The 18,986-nt window shown below is 65.9% G+C and carries 18 protein-coding genes; 10 read left to right on the top strand and 8 right to left on the bottom strand.

The genetic code is table 11. The features are described from left to right. Positions 1-27 precede the first annotated feature (27 nt). The 5 genes from EDC39_RS07240 to EDC39_RS07220 are packed head-to-tail and all read left to right on the top strand — an operon-like array spanning position 28 to position 5,049. Positions 28-1,275, top strand: coding sequence for a 4Fe-4S dicluster domain-containing protein (locus EDC39_RS07240; protein WP_148895710.1), 1,248 nt, complete (start codon positions 28-30; stop codon positions 1,273-1,275). Positions 1,276-1,301: 26 nt separating this feature from the next. Beyond that, positions 1,302-1,754 (top strand): FixH family protein, encoded by a 453-nt coding sequence (locus EDC39_RS07235; protein WP_148895709.1) that lies wholly within the window; start codon positions 1,302-1,304, stop codon positions 1,752-1,754. Then, on the top strand, positions 1,754-4,201 hold the full coding sequence (locus tag EDC39_RS07230; protein ID WP_148895708.1) for a heavy metal translocating P-type ATPase: 2,448 nt from the start codon (positions 1,754-1,756) through the stop codon (positions 4,199-4,201). The genes EDC39_RS07235 and EDC39_RS07230 overlap by 1 nt, the downstream gene beginning before the upstream one ends. Next, entirely contained in the window at positions 4,194-4,385 is a 192-nt protein-coding gene (gene ccoS, locus EDC39_RS07225; protein WP_148895707.1) for a cbb3-type cytochrome oxidase assembly protein CcoS, read from the top strand. Before EDC39_RS07230 ends, ccoS begins: the two co-directional genes overlap by 8 nt. Further along, positions 4,378-5,049 carry a sulfite exporter TauE/SafE family protein gene (locus tag EDC39_RS07220; protein ID WP_148895706.1) on the top strand — a complete coding sequence of 224 codons (672 nt, stop codon included), beginning with the start codon at positions 4,378-4,380 and terminating at the stop codon, positions 5,047-5,049. The genes ccoS and EDC39_RS07220 overlap by 8 nt, the downstream gene beginning before the upstream one ends. Before the next feature lie 102 nt (positions 5,050-5,151). Here the strand turns inward: EDC39_RS07220 and EDC39_RS07215 are convergent, their stop codons facing one another. Then, positions 5,152-6,081: a helix-turn-helix transcriptional regulator gene (locus EDC39_RS07215; protein ID WP_187426692.1), complete on the bottom strand. Its 930-nt coding sequence runs from the start codon at positions 6,079-6,081 to the stop codon at positions 5,152-5,154. Positions 6,082-6,346: 265 nt separating this feature from the next. On the opposite strand from EDC39_RS07215, the gene EDC39_RS07210 reads away from it, so the two are divergent. Both EDC39_RS07210 and EDC39_RS07205 read left to right on the top strand, forming a co-directional pair. Then, a complete protein-coding gene (locus EDC39_RS07210) occupies positions 6,347-6,667 on the top strand; it encodes a cytochrome c3 family protein (RefSeq protein WP_148895704.1) in 321 nt (106 codons plus the stop codon). Between the two features lie 571 nt (positions 6,668-7,238). After that, entirely contained in the window at positions 7,239-9,365 is a 2,127-nt protein-coding gene (locus EDC39_RS07205; RefSeq protein ID WP_148895703.1) for a thioredoxin domain-containing protein, read from the top strand. Positions 9,366-9,369: 4 nt separating this feature from the next. Here the strand turns inward: EDC39_RS07205 and EDC39_RS07200 are convergent, their stop codons facing one another. From EDC39_RS07200 to EDC39_RS07190, 3 genes are read right to left on the bottom strand one after another with little or no spacing between them, the layout of a single operon-like run. Continuing rightward, positions 9,370-11,019: a putative manganese-dependent inorganic diphosphatase gene (locus tag EDC39_RS07200; RefSeq protein WP_148895702.1), complete on the bottom strand. Its 1,650-nt coding sequence runs from the start codon at positions 11,017-11,019 to the stop codon at positions 9,370-9,372. Next, a complete protein-coding gene (locus EDC39_RS07195; protein WP_148895701.1) occupies positions 11,009-11,848 on the bottom strand; it encodes a DUF3108 domain-containing protein in 840 nt (279 codons plus the stop codon). The genes EDC39_RS07200 and EDC39_RS07195 overlap by 11 nt, the downstream gene beginning before the upstream one ends. Before the next feature lie 2 nt (positions 11,849-11,850). Next, complete coding sequence (locus tag EDC39_RS07190) at positions 11,851-12,789, bottom strand: calcium/sodium antiporter (RefSeq protein ID WP_148895700.1); 939 nt, start codon at positions 12,787-12,789, stop codon at positions 11,851-11,853. A gap of 198 nt (positions 12,790-12,987) precedes the next feature. Here EDC39_RS07190 and EDC39_RS07185 point away from each other — a divergent pair, with 198 nt between their 5' ends. After that, on the top strand, positions 12,988-13,281 hold the full coding sequence (locus EDC39_RS07185) for an ArsR/SmtB family transcription factor (RefSeq protein ID WP_148895781.1): 294 nt from the start codon (positions 12,988-12,990) through the stop codon (positions 13,279-13,281). Further along, positions 13,278-14,453: a class I SAM-dependent rRNA methyltransferase gene (locus EDC39_RS07180; protein WP_148895699.1), complete on the top strand. Its 1,176-nt coding sequence runs from the start codon at positions 13,278-13,280 to the stop codon at positions 14,451-14,453. The genes EDC39_RS07185 and EDC39_RS07180 overlap by 4 nt, the downstream gene beginning before the upstream one ends. A 16-nt stretch (positions 14,454-14,469) precedes the next feature. Here the strand turns inward: EDC39_RS07180 and EDC39_RS07175 are convergent, their stop codons facing one another. From EDC39_RS07175 to EDC39_RS07160, 4 genes are read right to left on the bottom strand one after another with little or no spacing between them, the layout of a single operon-like run. After that, complete coding sequence (locus EDC39_RS07175; RefSeq protein ID WP_148895698.1) at positions 14,470-15,279, bottom strand: methyltransferase domain-containing protein; 810 nt, start codon at positions 15,277-15,279, stop codon at positions 14,470-14,472. Beyond that, positions 15,261-16,079 carry an alpha/beta fold hydrolase gene (locus EDC39_RS07170; protein WP_148895697.1) on the bottom strand — a complete coding sequence of 273 codons (819 nt, stop codon included), beginning with the start codon at positions 16,077-16,079 and terminating at the stop codon, positions 15,261-15,263. Before EDC39_RS07170 ends, EDC39_RS07175 begins: the two co-directional genes overlap by 19 nt. Next, complete coding sequence (bioF, locus tag EDC39_RS07165; protein WP_148895696.1) at positions 16,072-17,250, bottom strand: 8-amino-7-oxononanoate synthase; 1,179 nt, start codon at positions 17,248-17,250, stop codon at positions 16,072-16,074. The genes EDC39_RS07170 and bioF overlap by 8 nt, the downstream gene beginning before the upstream one ends. Continuing rightward, positions 17,250-18,050: a 6-carboxyhexanoate--CoA ligase gene (locus EDC39_RS07160; RefSeq protein WP_148895695.1), complete on the bottom strand. Its 801-nt coding sequence runs from the start codon at positions 18,048-18,050 to the stop codon at positions 17,250-17,252. The genes bioF and EDC39_RS07160 overlap by 1 nt, the downstream gene beginning before the upstream one ends. A gap of 135 nt (positions 18,051-18,185) precedes the next feature. Here EDC39_RS07160 and ccsA point away from each other — a divergent pair, with 135 nt between their 5' ends. After that, complete coding sequence (gene ccsA / locus EDC39_RS07155; protein ID WP_187426691.1) at positions 18,186-18,986, top strand: cytochrome c biogenesis protein CcsA; 801 nt, start codon at positions 18,186-18,188, stop codon at positions 18,984-18,986.

Here is an 18,986-nt window from a genome sequence, read left to right as displayed (position 1 = left end):
CCATGAACCTCCAGCCGTACCCAACCGATGAAAACTGACCGCCCCCGCCTGCTGGCGCCCTGGCGCCGAAGTTTCCAGTGGTTCTGCAGCCTGCTGGTTCTGCTGATTCCCTTCGGGCGCTGGCACGGACGCAGCCTGCTGCGTCTCGATCTCGACAGCTTCTCGCTCTGCTTTTTCGGACAGATTCTCCGTCTCGAGGATCTGCATCTCTTTCTCTTCGTCTGCCTGCTCTTTCTGCTCCTCTTTCTGCTGGCCACCCTGGTTTTCGGCCGGGTCTGGTGCGGCTGGGCCTGCCCGCAGACCACCCTGACCGACCTGGCGGAATGGTGGGCGCGGAAGATCGGCCTGAAAATCGAGCACAATCGCCTGCAGGGTCCGCCGGCCAGAAAGGCCGTCGCCCATGCCGGTTTCCTGCTGCTGTCGCTGCTTGTTGGCGCCAACCTGGTCTGGTATTTCGTCGAACCGGAACGTTTCTTTCGCCAGCTGGCCGACGGCACCCTGCATCCGGGGGCCTGGGGCGGCATGCTGGCCATCGCCGGACTGGTCTATGTCGATCTCGGCTTCGTGCGCCGGCTGGTCTGCCGCGAATTCTGCCCCTATGGCCGGTTTCAGACCGTGCTCGCCGACCGCGCCACCCTGGTCCTTCACCGGCCGGCGAGCGAGGCGAAACGCTGCATCGACTGCGGCGCCTGCGTCCGGGCCTGCCCCATGGGAATCGACATCCGGAACGGCTACCAGATCGAATGCATCAACTGCGGCCGCTGCCTCGACGCCTGCCGGCAGGTGATGGCCCGCCGCCGGCAACCGGGGCTGATGGTCTATTCCTTCGGCAGCGAAAACCTCGGAGCCCGGGCCCTGCTCAATCCCCGGACCCTGCTCCTGGTCGCGGCCACGCTCGGCCTGGCCGTCGTGCTGGCCGTTTCCATTCACAACCGCCCCCTGGCGACCCTCAAGCTCGTGCCGAGCCACACCGCCGCCAGCCGGCAGCTCGCAGACGGCCGCACAGCCATCTTTTTCGAAGGCTGGCTGCACAACCGGGACGACCGCGAACACAGCCTGAACATCGAGGCGCGCGACGCAGCGGCCGTCACATCACCGGAATTGCGGGGACAGACGCGAAACATCCGCCTGCAACCGGGAGAAAACCGTCCGGTCGGTTTTGTGCTGTTGACCTCGCCGGCGAAAAGACAGACGATTGAATTTCTTCTCAAAGACGGACAGGGCACCGTTCTCGCCCGCCAGCGGCTCGACCTTCGTCCACCGTCCGACCGCTGAACGGAAACCAAGAGGCAGGCAGCGCCATGAACGAACCGAAAAGGAACAGCTTCCCGCCCCTGCTGGCGGCCGTCATCCTGGTCTTTCTCTTCTTCACCGGCTGGTCGGTCTGGATGGCGGTCAAGGCCGACCCCGCCGTCACCGACCCCGACTACTACAGCAAGGGCCTGAAATACAACCGGACCCTGATCGAGAAGCGGGCCGCGGCCAGCCTCGGCTGGAACCTGACAACGTCCCTCGAACGGGGACAATTGCGGATCGAACTCCGCGACCGGCAGGGACGACCGGTCCCGGACGCCACGGGTGAAATCACCCTCTTCTCCGCCCGCTCCAGGACGCAACAGCTGCCGCTGCGCGAATCCGGACCAGGCATCTACAGCGTCCGCCTTCCGGCGGGTCTTGCCGGCGAGTTGCGCGCCCGGATCGAATTCGATCGCCAGGGCGTCCGGCTGATGCGGGATCTGCTGCTGAACATCTGATGGTAGAGGCCGAACTCATCTGCGAACATTGCGGCCTGCCGATCGCGCCGGGCGATCTCGTCGTCCACCGGCAGGACGAGATCGAACACCGCTTCTGCTGCCACGGCTGCCTCGGCGCCTGGACCCTGATCCGGGAGTCGGGCCTCGACAGCTTCTACCGCCGGCGCGACTGGCGACAGCCCGGCGTCGATCGCGATGTCTTCCAGCGCCGGTTCGACAGCGAGGAGCTGGCGTCCCACGTCCATCCCGCCGGACCGGATCGGGCAAGCATCCACCTGCTGCTCGACGGCATCCGCTGCGCCAGCTGCTGCTGGCTGGTGGAAAAGGTACTGGAACGAACTCCCGGTGTGATCCAGGCCAGGGTCAACTACGGCACCCACCGGCTGCGGATTGTCTTCGATCCGCGACAATGCGAGGTGACGGACCTGTGCCGCACCATCGCCCGCCTCGGCTACCTGCCCCGCCCCCACACCAGCGACGCCCGGCGGCAGGGCGCCGCAAGGGAGCGGCGGCGCACCCTCTACCGCTTCGGCACCGCCGTCTTCCTCTCCATGCAGCTGATGGGCTACTCGCTGGCACTCTACGCCGGCTACTTCCAGGGGATGGACCCGACCGCCCGCCGGCTGATGCAGGGACTCGCCGCCGCGGTGACCACCCCCGTCGTCTTCTACTGCGGCTGGCCGTTTCTGGCCGGAGCCTGGCGCAGCCTGCGCAACCGGCAGGCCGGCATGGACCTGCTCATCGCCCTCGGCGTGCTGGCCGCCTACGGCTACAGCCTGTTCGCCATGCTGGCCGGGCGCGAAGTCTACTTCGACACCGCCGCCATGATCGTCACCCTGATCCTGCTCGGGCGGCTGCTCGAAACATCCGCCCGGCAGCGGGCGGCCGCCGGCATCGACCGTCTGCTTTCCCTGGCCCCGGAACGGGCGATGCTGATCACCGAAAACGGCTTCCGGGAGGTGGCAAGCGACAGCCTGCGGCCGGGCGACCTGGTCCTGGTCGCCGCCGGCGAACGCTTCCCGACCGACGGCGCGGTCACCGAGGGCGAAAGCGAGATCGATGCCTCGGCCGTCAGCGGCGAATCGCAACCGGTTCCGAAACGGCCGGGCGACCGAATCGACGCCGGCACCATGAACCTGACCCATACCCTGAAAGTCCGGGTCACGGCCGCCAGCGGCGAATCCTTCATCGCCCGGGTGGCGGCGCTGGTCGAAGACGCCCAGAGCCGGAGGGCGCCCATCCAGGCCATGGCGGACAGGGTGGCGGCCGTGTTCGTGCCGCTGGTCGTTCTCGTCGCCGCGACCACCTTCGGCTACTGGGCCCTCATCGCCGGCGACAACCGGGCGGGCCTGCTCAACGCGGTCTCCGTGCTGGTCGTCGCCTGCCCCTGCGCCCTCGGCCTGGCCACACCGACGGCCATCCTGGTCGCATGCGGCCAGGCGGCGGCCAGGGGAATTCTCTTTCGCGGCGGCGACATCCTCGAACAAACGGGACGGATCGACCTGGTCGCCTTCGACAAGACCGGCACCCTGACACACGGCCGGCCGGCCGTCACCGGCCTCTACCCACTCGGTGGCGACGAAACCGAACTGCTGGAGGCCGCCGCCCGCTGCGAGTCGGGATCCGGCCACCCGCTGGCCCGGGCGATCGTCGCGGAAGCGAACCGTCGGGGCATTCACCCGCCCCTGGAGGCGGGAGCGGAAACCCTGCCGGGGTTGGGCGTGGTCCTGACGGGCGACAGGGACGAAATCCGGGTCGGAAAGGCTGAACTGGCGGCGCCGGACACCGTCATTCCCGGTCTGTCCCCCGATGCCGGCGAAACGGTCGTCTTTGTCAGCCGCAACGGCCGCTGCCTCGGGGCCATCACCCTGGCAGACGACATCCGCCCGGAAGCCGCCGACGTCATCGCCGGCCTGCGCAGGGCGGGCATCCGCACTGCCATACTGACTGGAGACCGCGAACAGACGGCGCACCATGTCGCCGCGGCCCTCGGCATCGACAGCGTCGCGGCCGGGATGACCCCGGCACAGAAGGCCGAATGGCTGGACCGGCAGAAACAGAAGGGCCGGCGGGTGATGATGGTCGGCGACGGCATCAACGATGCCGTCGCCCTGGCCACCGCCGACGTCGGCTGCGCCATGTCCGGCGGGACCGACATCGCGCTGGAAAATTCCGACCTGGTGCTGACACGTCCCGACCTGCGACGCCTGCTGCTGGCCCTCCGCTACGGCCGTGACAGCCTGAAAATCATCCGGCAGAACCTGGCCTGGGCCTTCTGCTACAACCTGCTGGCCCTGCCGCTGGCGGCCAGCGGCCGGCTGCTGCCCATCTTTGCCGCCGCCGCCATGGCCTTCAGCTCGGTCAGCGTCATCGGCAACTCGCTGCGCCTGCTGCGCGAAGGGAAGGACGAATCAACCGCCACAAAGCCGGAGGGAAGCCATGCCTGACTCGATCGTCGTTCTCATCATCCTCTCCCTCTTTCTCGGCACCGGAGTCTGGCTGGTCTTCCTCTGGGCGGTGCGCAAGGGAGAATTCGACGATACCGAAGGACCCAAGTACCGCATGCTCGACGACGGGGACGATCTCCCCGGTCACCACGACGACAGAAAGGAGGACACGACGGGTGAATGAACCGGTCCTTTCGATGGCCTTCCTCACCGGCCTGCTCGGTTCCGGACACTGCATCGGCATGTGCGGCGGCCTGGTCGCCGCCCTGACGATGACCGAACAGGGACAAAGGGGTGGCCTCGCCTTCCACATCCTCTACCATGCCGGCCGGGTGCTGACCTACATGCTGATCGGGGGGCTGGTCGGATGGCTCGGCTCGCTTCTGCCGCTGAAAGATTCCCTGGGACAACTGACCCGGGCCCTGCTCATCGGCTCGGATCTGCTGGTCATCGTTCTGGGGCTGGGGACGGCGGGAGCCTTTGCCAGGCTCAACCTCAACCGGCTCGACTTTCCCGGACCGACGGCGGCCATGGCCCGGGCCCTGAACGGCCTGCGCCGCTGGCCGCCAGCCTTCTCCGCCCTGCCCCTCGGCCTGCTCATGGGATGGCTGCCCTGCGGCTTCGTCTACGCCATGCTGATCACCGCCGGGCAGAGCGGCACCGGCATTGCCGGCGCCGGCATCATGCTCGCCTTTGGCATCGGCACCACCCCGGCACTGCTGATCTTCGGCAGCGCCGCCGGCTGGCTCACCGCCAGAGCCCGCAGCTGGATGGTGCGCGGCGCCGGACTGGCCGTCGCCGGCATCGGCGTCATGCACCTGCTGAAACACCTGCGCATGCCGCATTGATCCGGCGACAAAAAAGCTCCGGCGAAAGGGCGAATGCCCTGTCGCCGGAGCTTTGCGTTGCAAACTTCGGGTTGAGAATGCCAAACGAACCGCCTACGCGGCTCACTCCGGATGCTGATGGTAGGTCTCGGCCCGCTTGACCGGCCTGAAAACCTTCTTTTTCGACAGCCATCTGTAGCTGCCGGCATCCCAGACCGATTCGAGAAAATTCCAGTCGAGATGAACGCCTTTCATCTCGTCGAAGACATCCGAAGCTGCGAGAATTTCGGCATCGTCGATGACCAGGTTGCCGTCCTGGTCGGGCCAGAGGAAGGGGGCGACCTCGACCTTTTCCTTGCCGCCGACCCTGGCCTCGCCCTCGCCCGCTTCGCCCTTGATGACCACTTCGCCGCCAAACTTCACTGTGGAATTGACAGCAGAATCGGCCACGACCCGCAACAGGTAGACGATGCGCTCCCTCTTCTCTCCCGGCTTGACGATCCAGCGCGCCGTGCCGTTGATGTTGTCGAGACTGGAAGCCGGCGGATTGGCCTCGATCAGTTTCCAGCCCCGGGGAAAGTGCTCGCGCAGGATGTAACCGCGCCCGTCGAGCTTGCGGTCGATGGCCACCCGCACCGGGATGACACTGCCCGGCGCCGCATAGCGGGGCAACAACCGGAAAGCCAGGATGCGTACCCTGTCCGGCTGGCGGCCCATCAGAAAGAAGAGGCCGACCGCCGACAGCAGACTCGCCAGCAGAAAAACGGTCAGGGCAATCCGTCTGCGGCGAACATCGCCGGTAGCGCCGGCTTCAGTGTCATCTCCCTCATCCCTGCGCAGCAGCATCTCGACCGGAACCTCCAGGGCTTCGGCCAGCGCCAGCGCGTTGTCCCTCTTGATGTTCGGATAGCGGTTGTTTTCCCAGCGACTGATGGTATCGGTCGTCACGCCGACCACCTTGGCCACATAGAGCTGGGTCAGCCTCTTCTCCTCCCTGACCCGCCTGATGGTCCGGCCGTCAATCGATACCGTCGGCGGCAGCTGCATTGCCATGAAAAACCTCTCCCCCAAACGCAATGGCCGACAGTCTAGCAGAGCACTCCCAAGAAGAAAAGGGCAAATGTCGCCCCGAATCAAGCCCATGCCCGACCCGACATGACACGTCGCAACATACTGAAATCACGTAATTACATATCGACATCGATCGACATTGGGCCCGATGTCTGATGAGAGTCGTCTCAGACTTTGCTATACCTTGTTGCCGAATCAACGGACAATAGCGTCCGAAACAAAATTATTGCATGAGAGGAGAATGGGTATGAAACGTTTCATCGCTGTTCTGGTTGCCGTCAGCTTCATCGCTCTCGGCTCCGCCGTCGTCGTGTCCGCCAACAACGGCCCCGAAGTCATCGAGCTTCCGGCCAAGATGGGCACCGTGACCTTCCCCCACAAGGCTCACCAGGATCGCATCGCTGACTGCAAGACCTGCCACCACAACGGTGTCGAAGCCGGCTCCTGCCGCTCCTGCCACGACGGCAGCAAGGCTCCCAAGTTCAAGAACGCCGCCCACAAGACGTGCAAGGGCTGCCACAAAAAGGAAGGCGTGAGCACTTCCTGCAAGACCTGCCACAAGAAGTAAGCAGGTTTCGCAAGCACGCACAAGCAAAGAAGGCCCGGGTGCATCGCCCGGGCCTTCTTTTTTCCTGCCGTAGCCGTTTCCCCCCACACATGCTCACCGAACGAACAAGACCTCGACCTTTTTCATGAATCGTTTTTTTCCATTTTTTTCTTGAAAACCGACTCGAATCCCTCTAGTATTCGAGTCGCCTTGAGCTCCTGGAGCTCGGGCTGACCCCGTGTACACCCCCCCTCCGTGCACGGGGTCTTTTTTAGACACCCCGAAAAGCTGTTGCGCCTGCGACGGCTTTTCGCTAAGGTTACACGCAATCGGATCTTCAGCCCTGCGCTGAAGAGCATTGGCCCCGTGATCCCTCTCCTTCACGGGGCCCTTTTTTGCCCGCCGATCTGTTACACTTGGATCAGTGAGCTCATCAGCAGCGGATAACACACCTCAATTGACCTGCCTGCGCTTCCCAAAAATCACCGGCAAACCTGTGAGTGCGCCTTGCGATTTCTGAAAAACGCTTTCAGGCAAGCACCTAGCGCTCTCCATCCGGCATGAACTTGTTGATTCAGGTTATAATGACGGCATGCCCATCGACACCGTTCCAACGACCGATCCTCTCAAACTGACGCCGGCCGAGATCGCCGCCCTGCCGGCCAACGGCGGTCCGCACTACAACCGGCTCGTCTTCGCCAAGAGTCCCTACCTGCTGCAGCACGCCGCCAATCCCGTCGACTGGCACCCCTGGTCGGACGCCGCCTTCGACCTGGCGCGCGAACGCGACTGTCCGGTGCTGCTCTCCATCGGCTACTCGACCTGCCACTGGTGCCATGTCATGGCGCACGAATCGTTCGAGAACCGGGACGTGGCCGAACTGCTGAACCGCGATTTCGTCGCCGTCAAGGTCGACCGGGAAGAGCGCCCGGATATCGATGCCACCTACATGACAGTCTGCCAGCTGCTGACGGGCAGCGGCGGCTGGCCGCTCACCCTGCTGCTCACCCCCGGGCGCGAGCCTTTCTTCGCCGCCACCTACCTGCCGCCCCAGACGCGAAACGGCCAGCCGGGACTGATCGAGGTGCTGACGAAGGTCCGGCAGATGTGGGCCGACGACAGGGAACAACTGCTGCTCGGCGCCAACCGGATCGTCACCGCCCTGAAACGGGCCGAAGCCGGGCGTCCCCGCTCCCGGCCGCCGGACGAGAAGCTGCTGTACAGAGCCCTGCAACACTACCGCGACAGCTACGATCCGCAACACGGCGGATTCGGCGGTGCCCCCAAATTCCCCGCGCCGCACAACCTGATGCTGCTACTGCGCCTGGCCCGCCGTTTCGACGCCGCCGATGCCGCCGACATGGCCCGGCAGACGCTGCGTGCCATCCGCGCCGGCGGCATCTACGACCAGCTCGGCTTCGGCCTGCACCGCTACGCCGTCGACCGGCAGTGGCTGGTACCGCATTTCGAGAAGATGCTCTACGACCAGGCCCTGTTCATCCTGGCCGCCACCGCCGCCCGGACCGAAGAAAACCCGCACTTCGCGACAATGGCGCTTGAAACCGCCGCCTACCTTCGCACCGGCCTGCAACATCCCGAAGGTGGTTTCTGCGCCGGCGAGGACGCCGACTCCGATGGCGGTGAAGGCTCTTTCTACCTGTGGAGCAGGGATGAAATCGAAAAACTGCTCTCCGAAGAAGACGTCGAGCTGGCCTGCCGCTTCTTCGGCATCGACGCCAGGGGAAACTTCGAGGGGCGGACCATCCTCACCAACCGGATGGAGCGGGAGCAACTGGCGGAAGATCTGGGCGAAACCGAAGCGGCACTGACCGCCCGGATCGCCCGGATTCGGCAGACGCTGCTGGCGAGGCGAAACCGGCGGCCGAGGCCGCATCGCGACGAGAATATCCTGACCGGCTGGAACGGCCTGGCCATCGCCGCCCTGGCCCGGGCCGGAGCCGCCTTCGACCGCCCGGAACTGGTCGCGGCCGCCGAAAAAGCGGCCGACTTCGTTCTGTCGCGCCTGCGGCGGGACGACGGCCGGCTGCTGCGTCGATTCTTCCGGGCAGAAGCCGCCATCGGCGCCTTTCTCGAGGACTACGCCGGTCTCGCTTTCGGCCTGGCGGAACTCTTCCTGGCCAGCCTCGAGCCGCTCCGGCTGCAGCAGGCCCGGCAACTGGCCCACCAGATGCTGGAGCTGTTCGATGACGGCGAGGGAGGACTCAGCGACAGCGGCCGGGATGCCGAGAGAATTCTCGTCCGCAACCGCAACCTGCAGGACGGCGCCATGCCGTCGGGGCTTTCGCTGGCGATCGGCGTGCTGCTGCAGCTGGGACGTCTGCTCGGCGACGGGAAGCTCGAGATGGCCGGCCGCAACCTGCTCGAACGCCATCTGGCCGAAGCCGAACGCTATCCACGGGCCTACAGCTGGCTGCTTGCCGCCCTCGACAGCCATCTCGATTCGGAACCGACCCTGGTGATCGCCGCGCCCGACCGGCAACAGACGGCAATCTGGCTGGAGACGGCCCGCCGCCTCGGACCGCCCGACCTCCTGCTGCTCCCGGCGACGCCGGAACTGGCAGAGCTCGACCTGCCGCTGCTGCAACAACGGACCCCGCTGCACGACCGCGCCACCGCCTGGTTCTGCAGCCGCAGACACTGCCATCCGCCGGTGACGGAAATGGCGGAACTGGAACGGCTGCTGGCGACGGAACGGTGACGGCTCAGCCCTGCAGCACCTTCAGCAGGTGGGGGACCAGCTGCTTCTTGCGGGAAAGGACGTTCTTCAGCTCGTAGAGGTTGTCGCCGAGGTGGGGATAACCGATGATGTAGGGCAGCTCCCGGCTGCCGAGAGCGAGCAGCAGACTGGTGCCGTTGACGATATCGGTCACCAGCAGTCCGATCATCTCCAGCCCCTTTTCACCCCGCAGCCGCGCCAGGGCCTCTTCGATCTCCTGCTTCAGGTCGTAAAATTCCTGAAAGCTGACCACTTCCACCTGGCCGATGCCGAAGCGCTGCTCGCCGGCGGCGAATTCCTTGAAGTCGGAGAGCACGAGTTCCTCGCAACTGGCGAATCCGGCCAGCGAACTGCCCGCCTGGAACATGCGACGGCCGAAATCGTTCCAGTCGTAACCGCTCAGGGCGCTCAGCCACTCGGCATACTCCCGGTCGGTCGGCGTGGTCGTGGGCGACTTGAGCATCACCGTGTCGGACATCAGACCGGCCAGCATGAGTGCGGCGTAGACCGGTTCCGGGTCGATGCCGGCCTGGCGGTAGAGGGTCGCCACCACGGTGCAGGTGCTGCCCAGAGGCTGATTGACGAAACGGATCGGCTGATCGGTGTGAAAATTGCCCAGCCGGTGATGATCGATGACCTCGAGAATCTCGACCCTGTCCGCACCCGGAACCGCCTGGGCGAGTTCGTTGTGATCGACGAGGATCAGTTTCAGCGGCGACGGCTGCAGCAGGTTGCTCTTGGTGAGAATGCCGCAGACCAGGCCATCGACATCGACCACCACCGCCCCCGGATCCCGGCCGTGCATCAGTTTCAGCCGTGCCTCGTCGACCCGCTCGTCCCGGCCGACCAGCAGACATTCCTCGCCCACCAGCTCTCCCACCGGCGTCGCCAGCCGCGTCAGCCAGGCGCTGGTGGCGGTATCGAAAGAGGTCGAAAGGACGCTCACCTGCCGCTCGCGCGCCATCGCCAGAATGGCCTCGTCAACCGGCAGGTCGCCGGTGATGACCAGCACCCGAACGCCGGCCTCGACCGCCTGCCGCTGAATGTCGGGGCGATCGCCGGTGACCAGGATCATCCGCCGCGGGTCCTGACACTGCATCTTGTCGGCAAAAGTCCGCGCCGACATGGCCCCGACATAGAGATCGAGCTCCTCGATGCTGCCGCTCTCGAAGCAGCAGACCTTGCGCGCCCGCAGGCAGCTCGCCAGGGTGTCCGGCGAGGTGCGGACCCGCCGGATCTCGGCCTCGCGTCGCGGCACCAGAAAACGCTCGGTAATCCGCTTGAGCACCAGCAGCCCCAACGGCCTTCGCGCGCCATCGACCACCGGCAGCTGGCGGATGCTGTGCAGATGGAACAGCTCCATCGCCCGCGACAGGGGCTCGTCGCGATCGATGGTGATGACATGCGTCCCGATCACATCGCCGACCCGCGGGTAGACATCGCCGAGCAGGAGCGGCAGCGGCAGCGACAGCTCCTCCAGCACGAACTCGGTCTGCCTGTTCAGGTGCCCGGCCCGGGCCGCCTGCACGTTCTCCCTGCCCTGGCGTTGCAGCAGCCTGGCGTAGGCCATGGCGCTGCAGACCGAATCGGTGTCCGGATTGCGGTGTCCGATGACAAAGACCCGCTCATTCTCCATTCACAACCTCCCTCACTTTCGTGCCGCGCACGTCTCCCATGCCCAGAACATTCTCCACCACACCGCCAAGCGGCATGCCGCGCCGGTCGAGCCAGACGTAGACATGGCCGCCGCCGGTATTGAAGACCTCCTGGTCGAGCGTCACCCGGCAGAACAGAACATCTCCCTCGGGACGGTAGCCTGAAGGCCAGTCACTGCGCGGCAGGATGTCGATGACGATATCGGACGGCCCCTTGCGACTGAAAGTCGGCACCACCACCCGTCGTCCAACCTCCAGCGGGCCGTAGACACCGGCCCGGAAGTTGAAAAAGGCGGTCAGCACGTCGACCGGTTCCTTCCCGTCCGGCATTGGCATGGGATCGCCTTCGGTCACCATACCGTTCCGTTCGACGGTGACCCGGACCTGCCTCGCCTCGTGATCGTAGTGATAGACCTTGGTACGGCCGCGACGCTTCTCACCCTTGCCCTTGTAGATGGTCGATGAGTGCCAGATGGTGTGCAGCCGTCCCTGCCCGTCGAGCCGCATGAGCGACTCGTACTTCTGCTCCCGGTCCCGGGTAAGCCAGGCGGCGATGCCCAGAGTCCGGGCGTCGAGCACGGCGCGCCAGATGCCCGGAGTGTCGCCCGGGGCGAGGTAGAACTCTCCCCTGGCCAGCCGGCGAAACCAGAGAAAGGCAATGTCGTAGTGATAGGTGCGGCCCGGCAGCCCGGCGATGGAGGGGGGCAGCTCCGCCGTACCGGCGACGGGGTTGCCGGCCGCGGGATCACCGGCGGCAGCGACCGGAGACGACAGTAGCAGCAGAAGCAGCAACGGCAACAGACGGCGCATACTCAGCTCCGAAAGAGATGGGTTATGAACAGAGCATAACAGATCAAAAGCAGCACACCCTTGCGCCGGCCGATGCGACCGCCCAGGGAGAGACCCCAGAGACCGACGGTGAAGACGAGCATGACCGGGACCTGCACCCTGAGCAGCGAGGGATCGATGGCCAGGGGAGCGAGCATGGGGCAGATACCGAGCACGAAGAGCAGGTTGAAGATGTTGCTGCCGATGACATTGCCGATGGAGATGTCCATCTCCCCCTTCCAGGCGCTAACCACCGACGCCGCCAGCTCGGGCAGGCTGGTGCCGACAGCCACCACGCTGGCGCCGATAACCAGTTCGGAAATCCCGAACTGCCGGGCCATGGTCACCGCCGACCTGACCATCATTTCGGCGCCGACGGCCAGCCCGCCGATGCCGAGCAGCACCAGCAGCAGGTCCCGACCGCGCCGTGCGCGCAGCTCCCGCCGCTGTTGCGTCTCCTCGTCGAGACGCCACTGCCGGCGGGTATCGCGCAGACAGTAGCCCAGAAAGAGCAGCAGCAGCACCAGCTGAACCAGGCCGTCGAAAAACCCGAGTTCCCCGTCGAAGCAGAGCAGGACGAAAAGCAGCGAAACGCCCAGCAGAAACGGCAGCTCGCGACGCAGGGTTCCCCGGCCGACCGCCAGCGGGCTGAGCAGGGCGGCACAGCCGAGAATCAGGCCGATGTTGGCAATGTTGGAACCGACGATATTGCCGGCGGCAAGGTCGGCCGAGCCGCGGAAGGCGGCGACCAGCGAAACGATCATCTCCGGCATGCTGGTGGCGAAGGCGACCACGGTCATGCCGATGACCAGGGGCCTGACGCCGAAACTCAGGGCCAGCCTCGAACTGCCGGAAACAAGGGATTCGGCCCCGAAAAAAAGCAGCAGCAGACCGGCGACAAACACCACAATGGGAATCAGCATCAACCAATCTCCACGAGTACACGTCTGGACGACCGGGCAAGTCTAATTCATGGCCGGCAGGCCTGTCGAGTCTCAAAAGCGGCGTATTCGCCACCCTTCGTGCTTGACCTGAAACCGGCGGACGATTAAAATTCATATATACCATTTTTTCTGGACGTTTTTTTTCGTCCGATTCCACAGGTGGGTCCCATGGACAAAATGCCCTTCGACAAGGAACTGAGCTACGACAGAGAGGCGGAAATCCTCAAGGTTCTCGGTCACCCGGTACGCCTGAAGATCGTCGCCGGCCTGACGACCGAAACCTGCAATGTCAAGAAGATCTGGGAATGTCTCGGCCTGCCGCAGGCGACCGTCTCCCAGCACCTGGCGCTACTGAAGAACAAGGGGATCATCGAAGGCCGCCGCGAAGGGGTCGAGGTTTTCTACCGGGTCGTTTCCGAAGAAGCCAGACAGATTGTCGACGCGCTGTTCGATCATTCCGTATGCGCATGAAACAGCTGATTCTGAAACCAGGGCACGATCGACGCGCCCGTAGCGGTCATCCGTGGATCTTCAGCAACGAGGTTTCGCACCTCGAGGGTTCCCCGCAACCGGGCGATGCCGTCGAAGTGCTGGCTCCCCGCGGCGAGTTCCTCGGCGTCGCCTACTACAACCCCCGCCCCCTGATCACCGCCCGCATCCTCACTCACCAGCAGGAATCGATCGACGAGGTCGACTTCTACCGGCGGCGGCTGCAGGCCGCTCTCGACTACCGGGAAACCATCTACGGGGAGATGCCCTCCCTGCGGCTGGTGCACGGCGAAGGGGACAACCTGCCGGGGCTGGTAGTCGACCGCTACGGGGACGTGCTCGCCGTCCAGTTTCTCACTCTCGGTACCGAGTGCCGTCGCCAGATCATTCTGCAGGCGCTGCAGGAGCTGCTGGAGCCCGCCGCCATCATCGCCCGCAACGACGTGGCGGTGCGCGAGCTGGAGGGGCTGGAGCGCAAGATCGAACTGCTGCACGGCGAGTTGCCGGCCGACCTGGTCATTCGCGAGCATGGCCTGCGCTTTCGCATCGACCTGATGGAAGGCCAGAAAACGGGCCACTTCTTCGACCAGAAGGAAAACCACCAGGCCCTGCGTGGCCGGGTGGAGGGGCGCGACGTGCTCGACCTGTTCTGCTACTCCGGCGGCTGGGCGGTCCACGCCGCCCGCTTCGGAGCCCGCAGCGTTCTCGGCATCGACATCTCGCAAAAGGCGATCGAACTGTCACAGGAGAACGCCCGGCTCAACTACAAGGACAACATCTGCCACTTCGAGCGCGCCGACGTCTTCGAGCTGCTGCGTCAGCTCGGCCAGTCGAAACAGCGCTTCGGCACCGTCATCCTCGACCCGCCGGCGTTTGTCAAGAGCAAGAAGAAGCTGCCGGAAGCGGTCCGCGGCTATCTGACCATTAACCGCCGCGCCATGCGGCTGGTCGAGCCGGGCGGCTACCTCTTCACCTGCAGCTGCTCCTACCACATCAAGCGCGACGTCTTTCTCGACACCCTGCGCAAGGCGGCGGTGCAGGCCGGGCGCACTGTCCGCCTGCTCGAAATGCGCGGTCAGGCCTACGACCATCCGGTCCTGCTCTCCTGCCCCGAGACCGAATATCTCAAGTGCGCCGTGCTGCAGGTGCTGTAATCTTCCCCTGCCCGACTCAGCCCTGCTTGCGTGCGATGCCGTAGATCACCTCGTAGGACGCCGGAATCCCCTTCTCACACCGCCAGCGGCGTTCGTAAAGAGCGATCATGGCGGACATCACCCGGCGCGAGGCCAGCCCCGGCGGTCGGCTGGCCGAAGCGTTGCCGGCGCCGATGCGCTTGAGGCTGCGCAGCAGGGAGGGGACGTCAGGATGATACTCGACCTCCCGTTCCGACTGCAGCTGCTCGAGCCGCAGCCCCGCCCGCGCAAGGGCCTGCTCAACCCGGCCGGCGGAGGGGAAGGTCTGAAAATGCGAGCGGTGACGGCCGCAGGCGCGGGACGCCTGCTCGTGCGCCTGCCGCAGCTCGCACAGCGACCCTTCGCCGAACAGGGCGAAGACGAACCAGCCGTTCACCTCCAGCACCCGCTCCACCTCGGCGAAGGCCGCCTCCAGGGGGACGACCCACTGGTAGACCGAACTCGAGACGACGCCGGCGAACACGGCATCGGCAAAGGGAAGCGCCACCGCGTCGGCGTCGACGGCGGAAAGGCCGCCCAGGTTATGCCGGGCGCAACAGGTCATGCCGTGGGCGAGGTCGGAGAGGACGAGCGGCGTTTCCGGCCGGCGCTCGAGAATCCGCCGGGCCAGATAGCCGGTGCCGGTGCCGACGTCGAGCACCGGCCGGCCGCAGGTCGCCGGCCAGGCGAACAGTTCGCCAAGCCGGGCCACCACCCGCTTCTGCACCCTGGCGTAGCGGTCGTAGTCGGCGGCGTGGCTGCTGAAATGCCGGCGAACCAGCTGCCGGTTCAGGACGGGGGAAGACATGCCAGAAATCCTTCCAGTTCCTGCCGAACCTGTTCAGGCCGGGACAGGAAAGGGGCATGGCCGGTTTCGTCGAAGGCGACCAGCCGGGCCTGCGGCAGCGCCGCGGCCAGCTCCTCTCCCGAGGCAAAGGGGATGACGGCGTCCTGCCGGCCATGCAGCACCAGAACCGGCATCCGCACCTCCGGCAGCAGGGAGCGCAGATCGTCCTGCGCCAGAATCCGCAACCCGGCCTCGGCCACCGGCTGCGGCGGCAGGCTGCCCGGGCCGGCGGCGAAGCGGGCGATGCGCCGGTATTCGGCCGGTGCAAGCTCGTTTTCGGCGAACATCATCCGGTAGAAACGCTCCATGGCCGGGCGATAGCTGCGCCGGACATCCCGCCGCATGGCGGCGAGCCGGGCCGGCGGTACCCCGACCTGCCAGCCGTCACCGTTGACGAACCGGGGCGTGGTACCGATCAGCACGAGCGCCGCAGCCGAACACCCCGCCTGTACTGCCAGCTGCAGACAAAGCATGCCGCCCAGCGACCAACCGCAGAGAACCGGCCGCTGCAGGCGAAGAAGCTCGATGGCCGCCGCCAGATCCCGCACCCAGTCGGCCAGCGACGCTCCCGCGGCGGGATCGCTTGCGCCATGGCCCGGCAGGTCGAAGGCCACGACCTGGCAGCCGGCCGGCGGCCGCTCGAGAAATTCACGGAAGACGGCGCGCGACATGCACCAGCCGTGCAGCAGCACCAGGGGGCGCCCGGCGCCGCTGCGGCTGTAGGCCAGTCGGCGACCGTCCGGCAGCAGAATCTCAGCCATCGTCGCCGTCCCCGACAACCCGGACAATGGCCCGGGCGGCGTTTTCGACGTCGGCGTCGGCGTGGCTGGCCATCAGGGTGGCCCGCAACCGGCAAAGCCCCTCGGGCACCGTCGGCGGCCGGATCCCCTGCACGAAATAGCCCTCTTCCAGCAGCCGCCGGCTGGCCCGCATGGTCGCATCCGGCTGGCGGGTGATCACCGGCACGATCTGGGTGCTGCTCGCCAGAAGATCGCAGCCGGCCGCCCGCAGGATGGCGGTGAACAGGGCGGTCTTGCGTTGCAGATCCCGCCGCAACCGCCGCCCCTCATCGCCTTCGACGATGGCGAGCGCCGCCTGTGCCGCGGCCGCCGCACCCGGCGGCAGGCTGGTGGAATAGATGAAGGGACGGCAGCGGTTCACCAGCAGGTCGATCACCGTCCGCGACGCGGCCAGATAGGCGCCGCAGACGCCGAGCGCCTTGCCGAGGGTTCCCATGTGCAGGTCGACCTCCTGCAGGCAACCGAGCTCTTCGGCCGTCCCCCGTCCCGTGGCGCCGAGCACGCCGGTGCCGTGGGCATCGTCGACCATCAGCAGGGCATCAAAACGACGCTTCAGCGCCGCCAGTTCACGCAGGGGAGCGAGGTCGCCGTCCATGCTGAACACCCCGTCGGTGACGATCAGCCAGCGTCCCCGGCGCTTCGGCGCCTCCTGGCGCATGATCGCCTCGAGGGCCTGCACGTCGGCGTGCGGATAGACCCGCACCCGGGCGGTGGACAGCCGGCAGCCGTCGATGATCGAGGCGTGGTTGAGTTCGTCGGAAAAGATCAGGTCGTCCGGACCAAAAAGCGCCTGCAGGATGCCGGTATTGGCAGCGAAACCGCTGTTGAACAGCAGCGCCGCCTCGGTTCCCTTGAAGGCCGCCAGGCGCTCCTCGAGCTCGACATGGGCGCGCATGGTCCCCGACACCAGGCGCGAGGCGCCGGAACCGGCACCGAAATCGCGCGTCGCCCGGACCATCGCCTCGATCAGCGCCGGGTGACCGGCCAGACCGAGATAGTTATTGGAACAGAGGAGCAACACCCGACGACCGTCGAGCTCCACCTGCGGTCCCTGGGCGCCGTCGATGACCCGCAGAAAACGCCGCATGCCGGTCTCAGACAGCCGGTCGAGTTCCTTTTGCCAGTCTTCCATCATCCCTCCTGCCAGGGCCGCGCCGGCAACACCCGGCCCGGCCGGGTCACCAGCACCGGTGTCCGTTCAAGATAGCGGATCAGCGCTTCGACATCCGTCCGTCGTCCGTCGACGAAAAAGGCCCTCCCCCCGCGACGGTCCCCTGCCGGCTTGAGCCGGGGAAAGCGCTGGTAGCCGAAACCGGGGGCGGCGACATAGCCGGCGGTGTAGTCGGGGTCGTCCGACCAGCAGAGCTCGGCAACCAGCCCCGGAGCCGAGAGCACCTTGGCCGCCAGCACCAGCGCCTCTCTGACATGCCGGTTGTTCAGCCCGCAGGCGGCCAACTGTTGCTGCAGCTCCGCCTCCAGCTCCGGCAGCAGATCCATGCGGCTGACGCGAACCCCGCGCGCCTGGTCCGCCTCCAGCCTCTCGCCGCTGTGCACATCGACCAGCATGGCGCCGCGCATGACGCCGCCGCCGGGGGCAGCCCCCTTGGCCAGAGCCGCCATCGCCGCACCGGCAACCGCCTCGGGAACGCCGGCGGCGACCAGCCTGCACAGGGCAGCGCGGCGGCCGGCGGCAACGTCCGCCACCTGCCAGGTGAGCAGGTCGGGCAGGGCCGTGGTCACGATCTCCGCCTCTTCGACCAGGTCGACGGCCAGGCGCAGGGCATCGGCCGTCCCCCGGCTGTGACGGCGTCCCCGCCGCAGCAGCTCGAGACAGACCGTCTCGACATCTTCCTGCCGCACCAGGCGTTCGGCGCCGGACATGTGCTCGCCCCGCCGACTGGCCCGCATGCGGACACTGTAAAGAGGTGCCATGACCGGGCAAATTAGCACCGGCCACACCACTTGTCAACCAACGCAAATATTATGGTTGACAAGCCCGACTTCACCTTCTGCCGGCAATGTGCTACATTCCGCAGAACCCGGCAAGGCCATGAGGAAAACTCCGTCATGATCAGCTATCAGATCCCCCTGCTCTACCTGGCCCTGGCCTGCTATCTTCTGGCCGGCGCCGGCTATCTGGCGGCCTTCTTCGGCCGGCGGCGCAAGCTGGCGTTCGGGGCGAGAATCCTGGTCGTCACCGGCTGGCTGTCCCAGACCCTCTGTCTGGGGCTGCGCTGGCAGGCGGCGGGTTTTCTGCCGGTGACCAACCTCTTTTCGACCCAGTTCTTCTTCAGCTGGGCGCTGGTCTCCACCTACATCTACTTCGACCTGCGTTACCGCATCGGCGCCGCCGGCCTGTTCGTCATGTTTGTCAATCTGCTGCTGATTTTCAGCATTCTGCCGCGCGACCCGAAGCTGCCGGTGCTCATTCCCAGCCTCGACACGCCGCTGTTCACCCTGCACATCATCTTCTCCTTCACGGGATACGCCATGTTTGCCATGGCCTTCTCCCTCGGCGCCCTCTATCTCTGGCAGCGCCGCGCCGACAGCGCCCGGCTTCCCTCGCTCACCGACCTGCGCAAACTCAACGAGGAGGCCATCCTCATCGGCTTTCTCTGTTTCACCGTCTGCATGGTCTTCGGCGGCATCTGGGCCTGGATCGCCTGGGGAACCTGGTTTTCGTGGAACATCAAGAGCCTCTGGTCGTTCATCGTCTGGCTCTTCTACGCCGGCATGTGCCACGCCAAGTTCGTCCGCCGCTGGCAGGGGACCGGCTACGCGCTGCTCTCCATCGCCGGCTTCGGCGTGGTTCTCTTCACCTACCTCGGCATCGGCCTGCTGCTGGAAAGCAACCATCCCCTGGAGTAG

Origin of the sequence: Geothermobacter ehrlichii (genome assembly GCF_008124615.1) — a bacterium.
GTDB lineage: Bacteria > Desulfobacterota > Desulfuromonadia > Desulfuromonadales > Geothermobacteraceae > Geothermobacter > Geothermobacter ehrlichii.
Note: the sequence above shows the minus strand (reverse complement) of the source record. Positions and strands in the feature narration are given on the sequence as shown.

Bases quoted from the DNA above. Each gene is read 5' to 3' on its own strand.
- EDC39_RS07210 (WP_148895704.1), top strand. From the start codon at position 6,347: ATGAAACGTTTCATCGCTGTTCTGGTTGCCGTCAGCTTCATCGCTCTC.
- EDC39_RS07240 (WP_148895710.1), top strand. From the start codon at position 28: ATGAAAACTGACCGCCCCCGCCTGCTGGCGCCCTGGCGCCGAAGTTTC.
- EDC39_RS07230 (WP_148895708.1), top strand. From the start codon at position 1,754: ATGGTAGAGGCCGAACTCATCTGCGAACATTGCGGCCTGCCGATCGCG.
- ccoS (WP_148895707.1), top strand. From the start codon at position 4,194: ATGCCTGACTCGATCGTCGTTCTCATCATCCTCTCCCTCTTTCTCGGC.
- EDC39_RS07185 (WP_148895781.1), top strand. From the start codon at position 12,988: ATGCCCTTCGACAAGGAACTGAGCTACGACAGAGAGGCGGAAATCCTC.
- EDC39_RS07190 (WP_148895700.1), bottom strand. From the start codon at position 12,789: ATGCTGATTCCCATTGTGGTGTTTGTCGCCGGTCTGCTGCTGCTTTTT.
- EDC39_RS07215 (WP_187426692.1), bottom strand. From the start codon at position 6,081: ATGGCAATGCAGCTGCCGCCGACGGTATCGATTGACGGCCGGACCATC.
- EDC39_RS07195 (WP_148895701.1), bottom strand. From the start codon at position 11,848: ATGCGCCGTCTGTTGCCGTTGCTGCTTCTGCTGCTACTGTCGTCTCCG.
- EDC39_RS07205 (WP_148895703.1), top strand. From the start codon at position 7,239: ATGCCCATCGACACCGTTCCAACGACCGATCCTCTCAAACTGACGCCG.
- EDC39_RS07160 (WP_148895695.1), bottom strand. From the start codon at position 18,050: ATGGCACCTCTTTACAGTGTCCGCATGCGGGCCAGTCGGCGGGGCGAG.
- EDC39_RS07170 (WP_148895697.1), bottom strand. From the start codon at position 16,079: ATGGCTGAGATTCTGCTGCCGGACGGTCGCCGACTGGCCTACAGCCGC.
- EDC39_RS07200 (WP_148895702.1), bottom strand. From the start codon at position 11,019: ATGGAGAATGAGCGGGTCTTTGTCATCGGACACCGCAATCCGGACACC.
- EDC39_RS07235 (WP_148895709.1), top strand. From the start codon at position 1,302: ATGAACGAACCGAAAAGGAACAGCTTCCCGCCCCTGCTGGCGGCCGTC.
- EDC39_RS07175 (WP_148895698.1), bottom strand. From the start codon at position 15,279: ATGTCTTCCCCCGTCCTGAACCGGCAGCTGGTTCGCCGGCATTTCAGC.
- EDC39_RS07180 (WP_148895699.1), top strand. From the start codon at position 13,278: ATGAAACAGCTGATTCTGAAACCAGGGCACGATCGACGCGCCCGTAGC.
- ccsA (WP_187426691.1), top strand. From the start codon at position 18,186: ATGATCAGCTATCAGATCCCCCTGCTCTACCTGGCCCTGGCCTGCTAT.
- bioF (WP_148895696.1), bottom strand. From the start codon at position 17,250: ATGGAAGACTGGCAAAAGGAACTCGACCGGCTGTCTGAGACCGGCATG.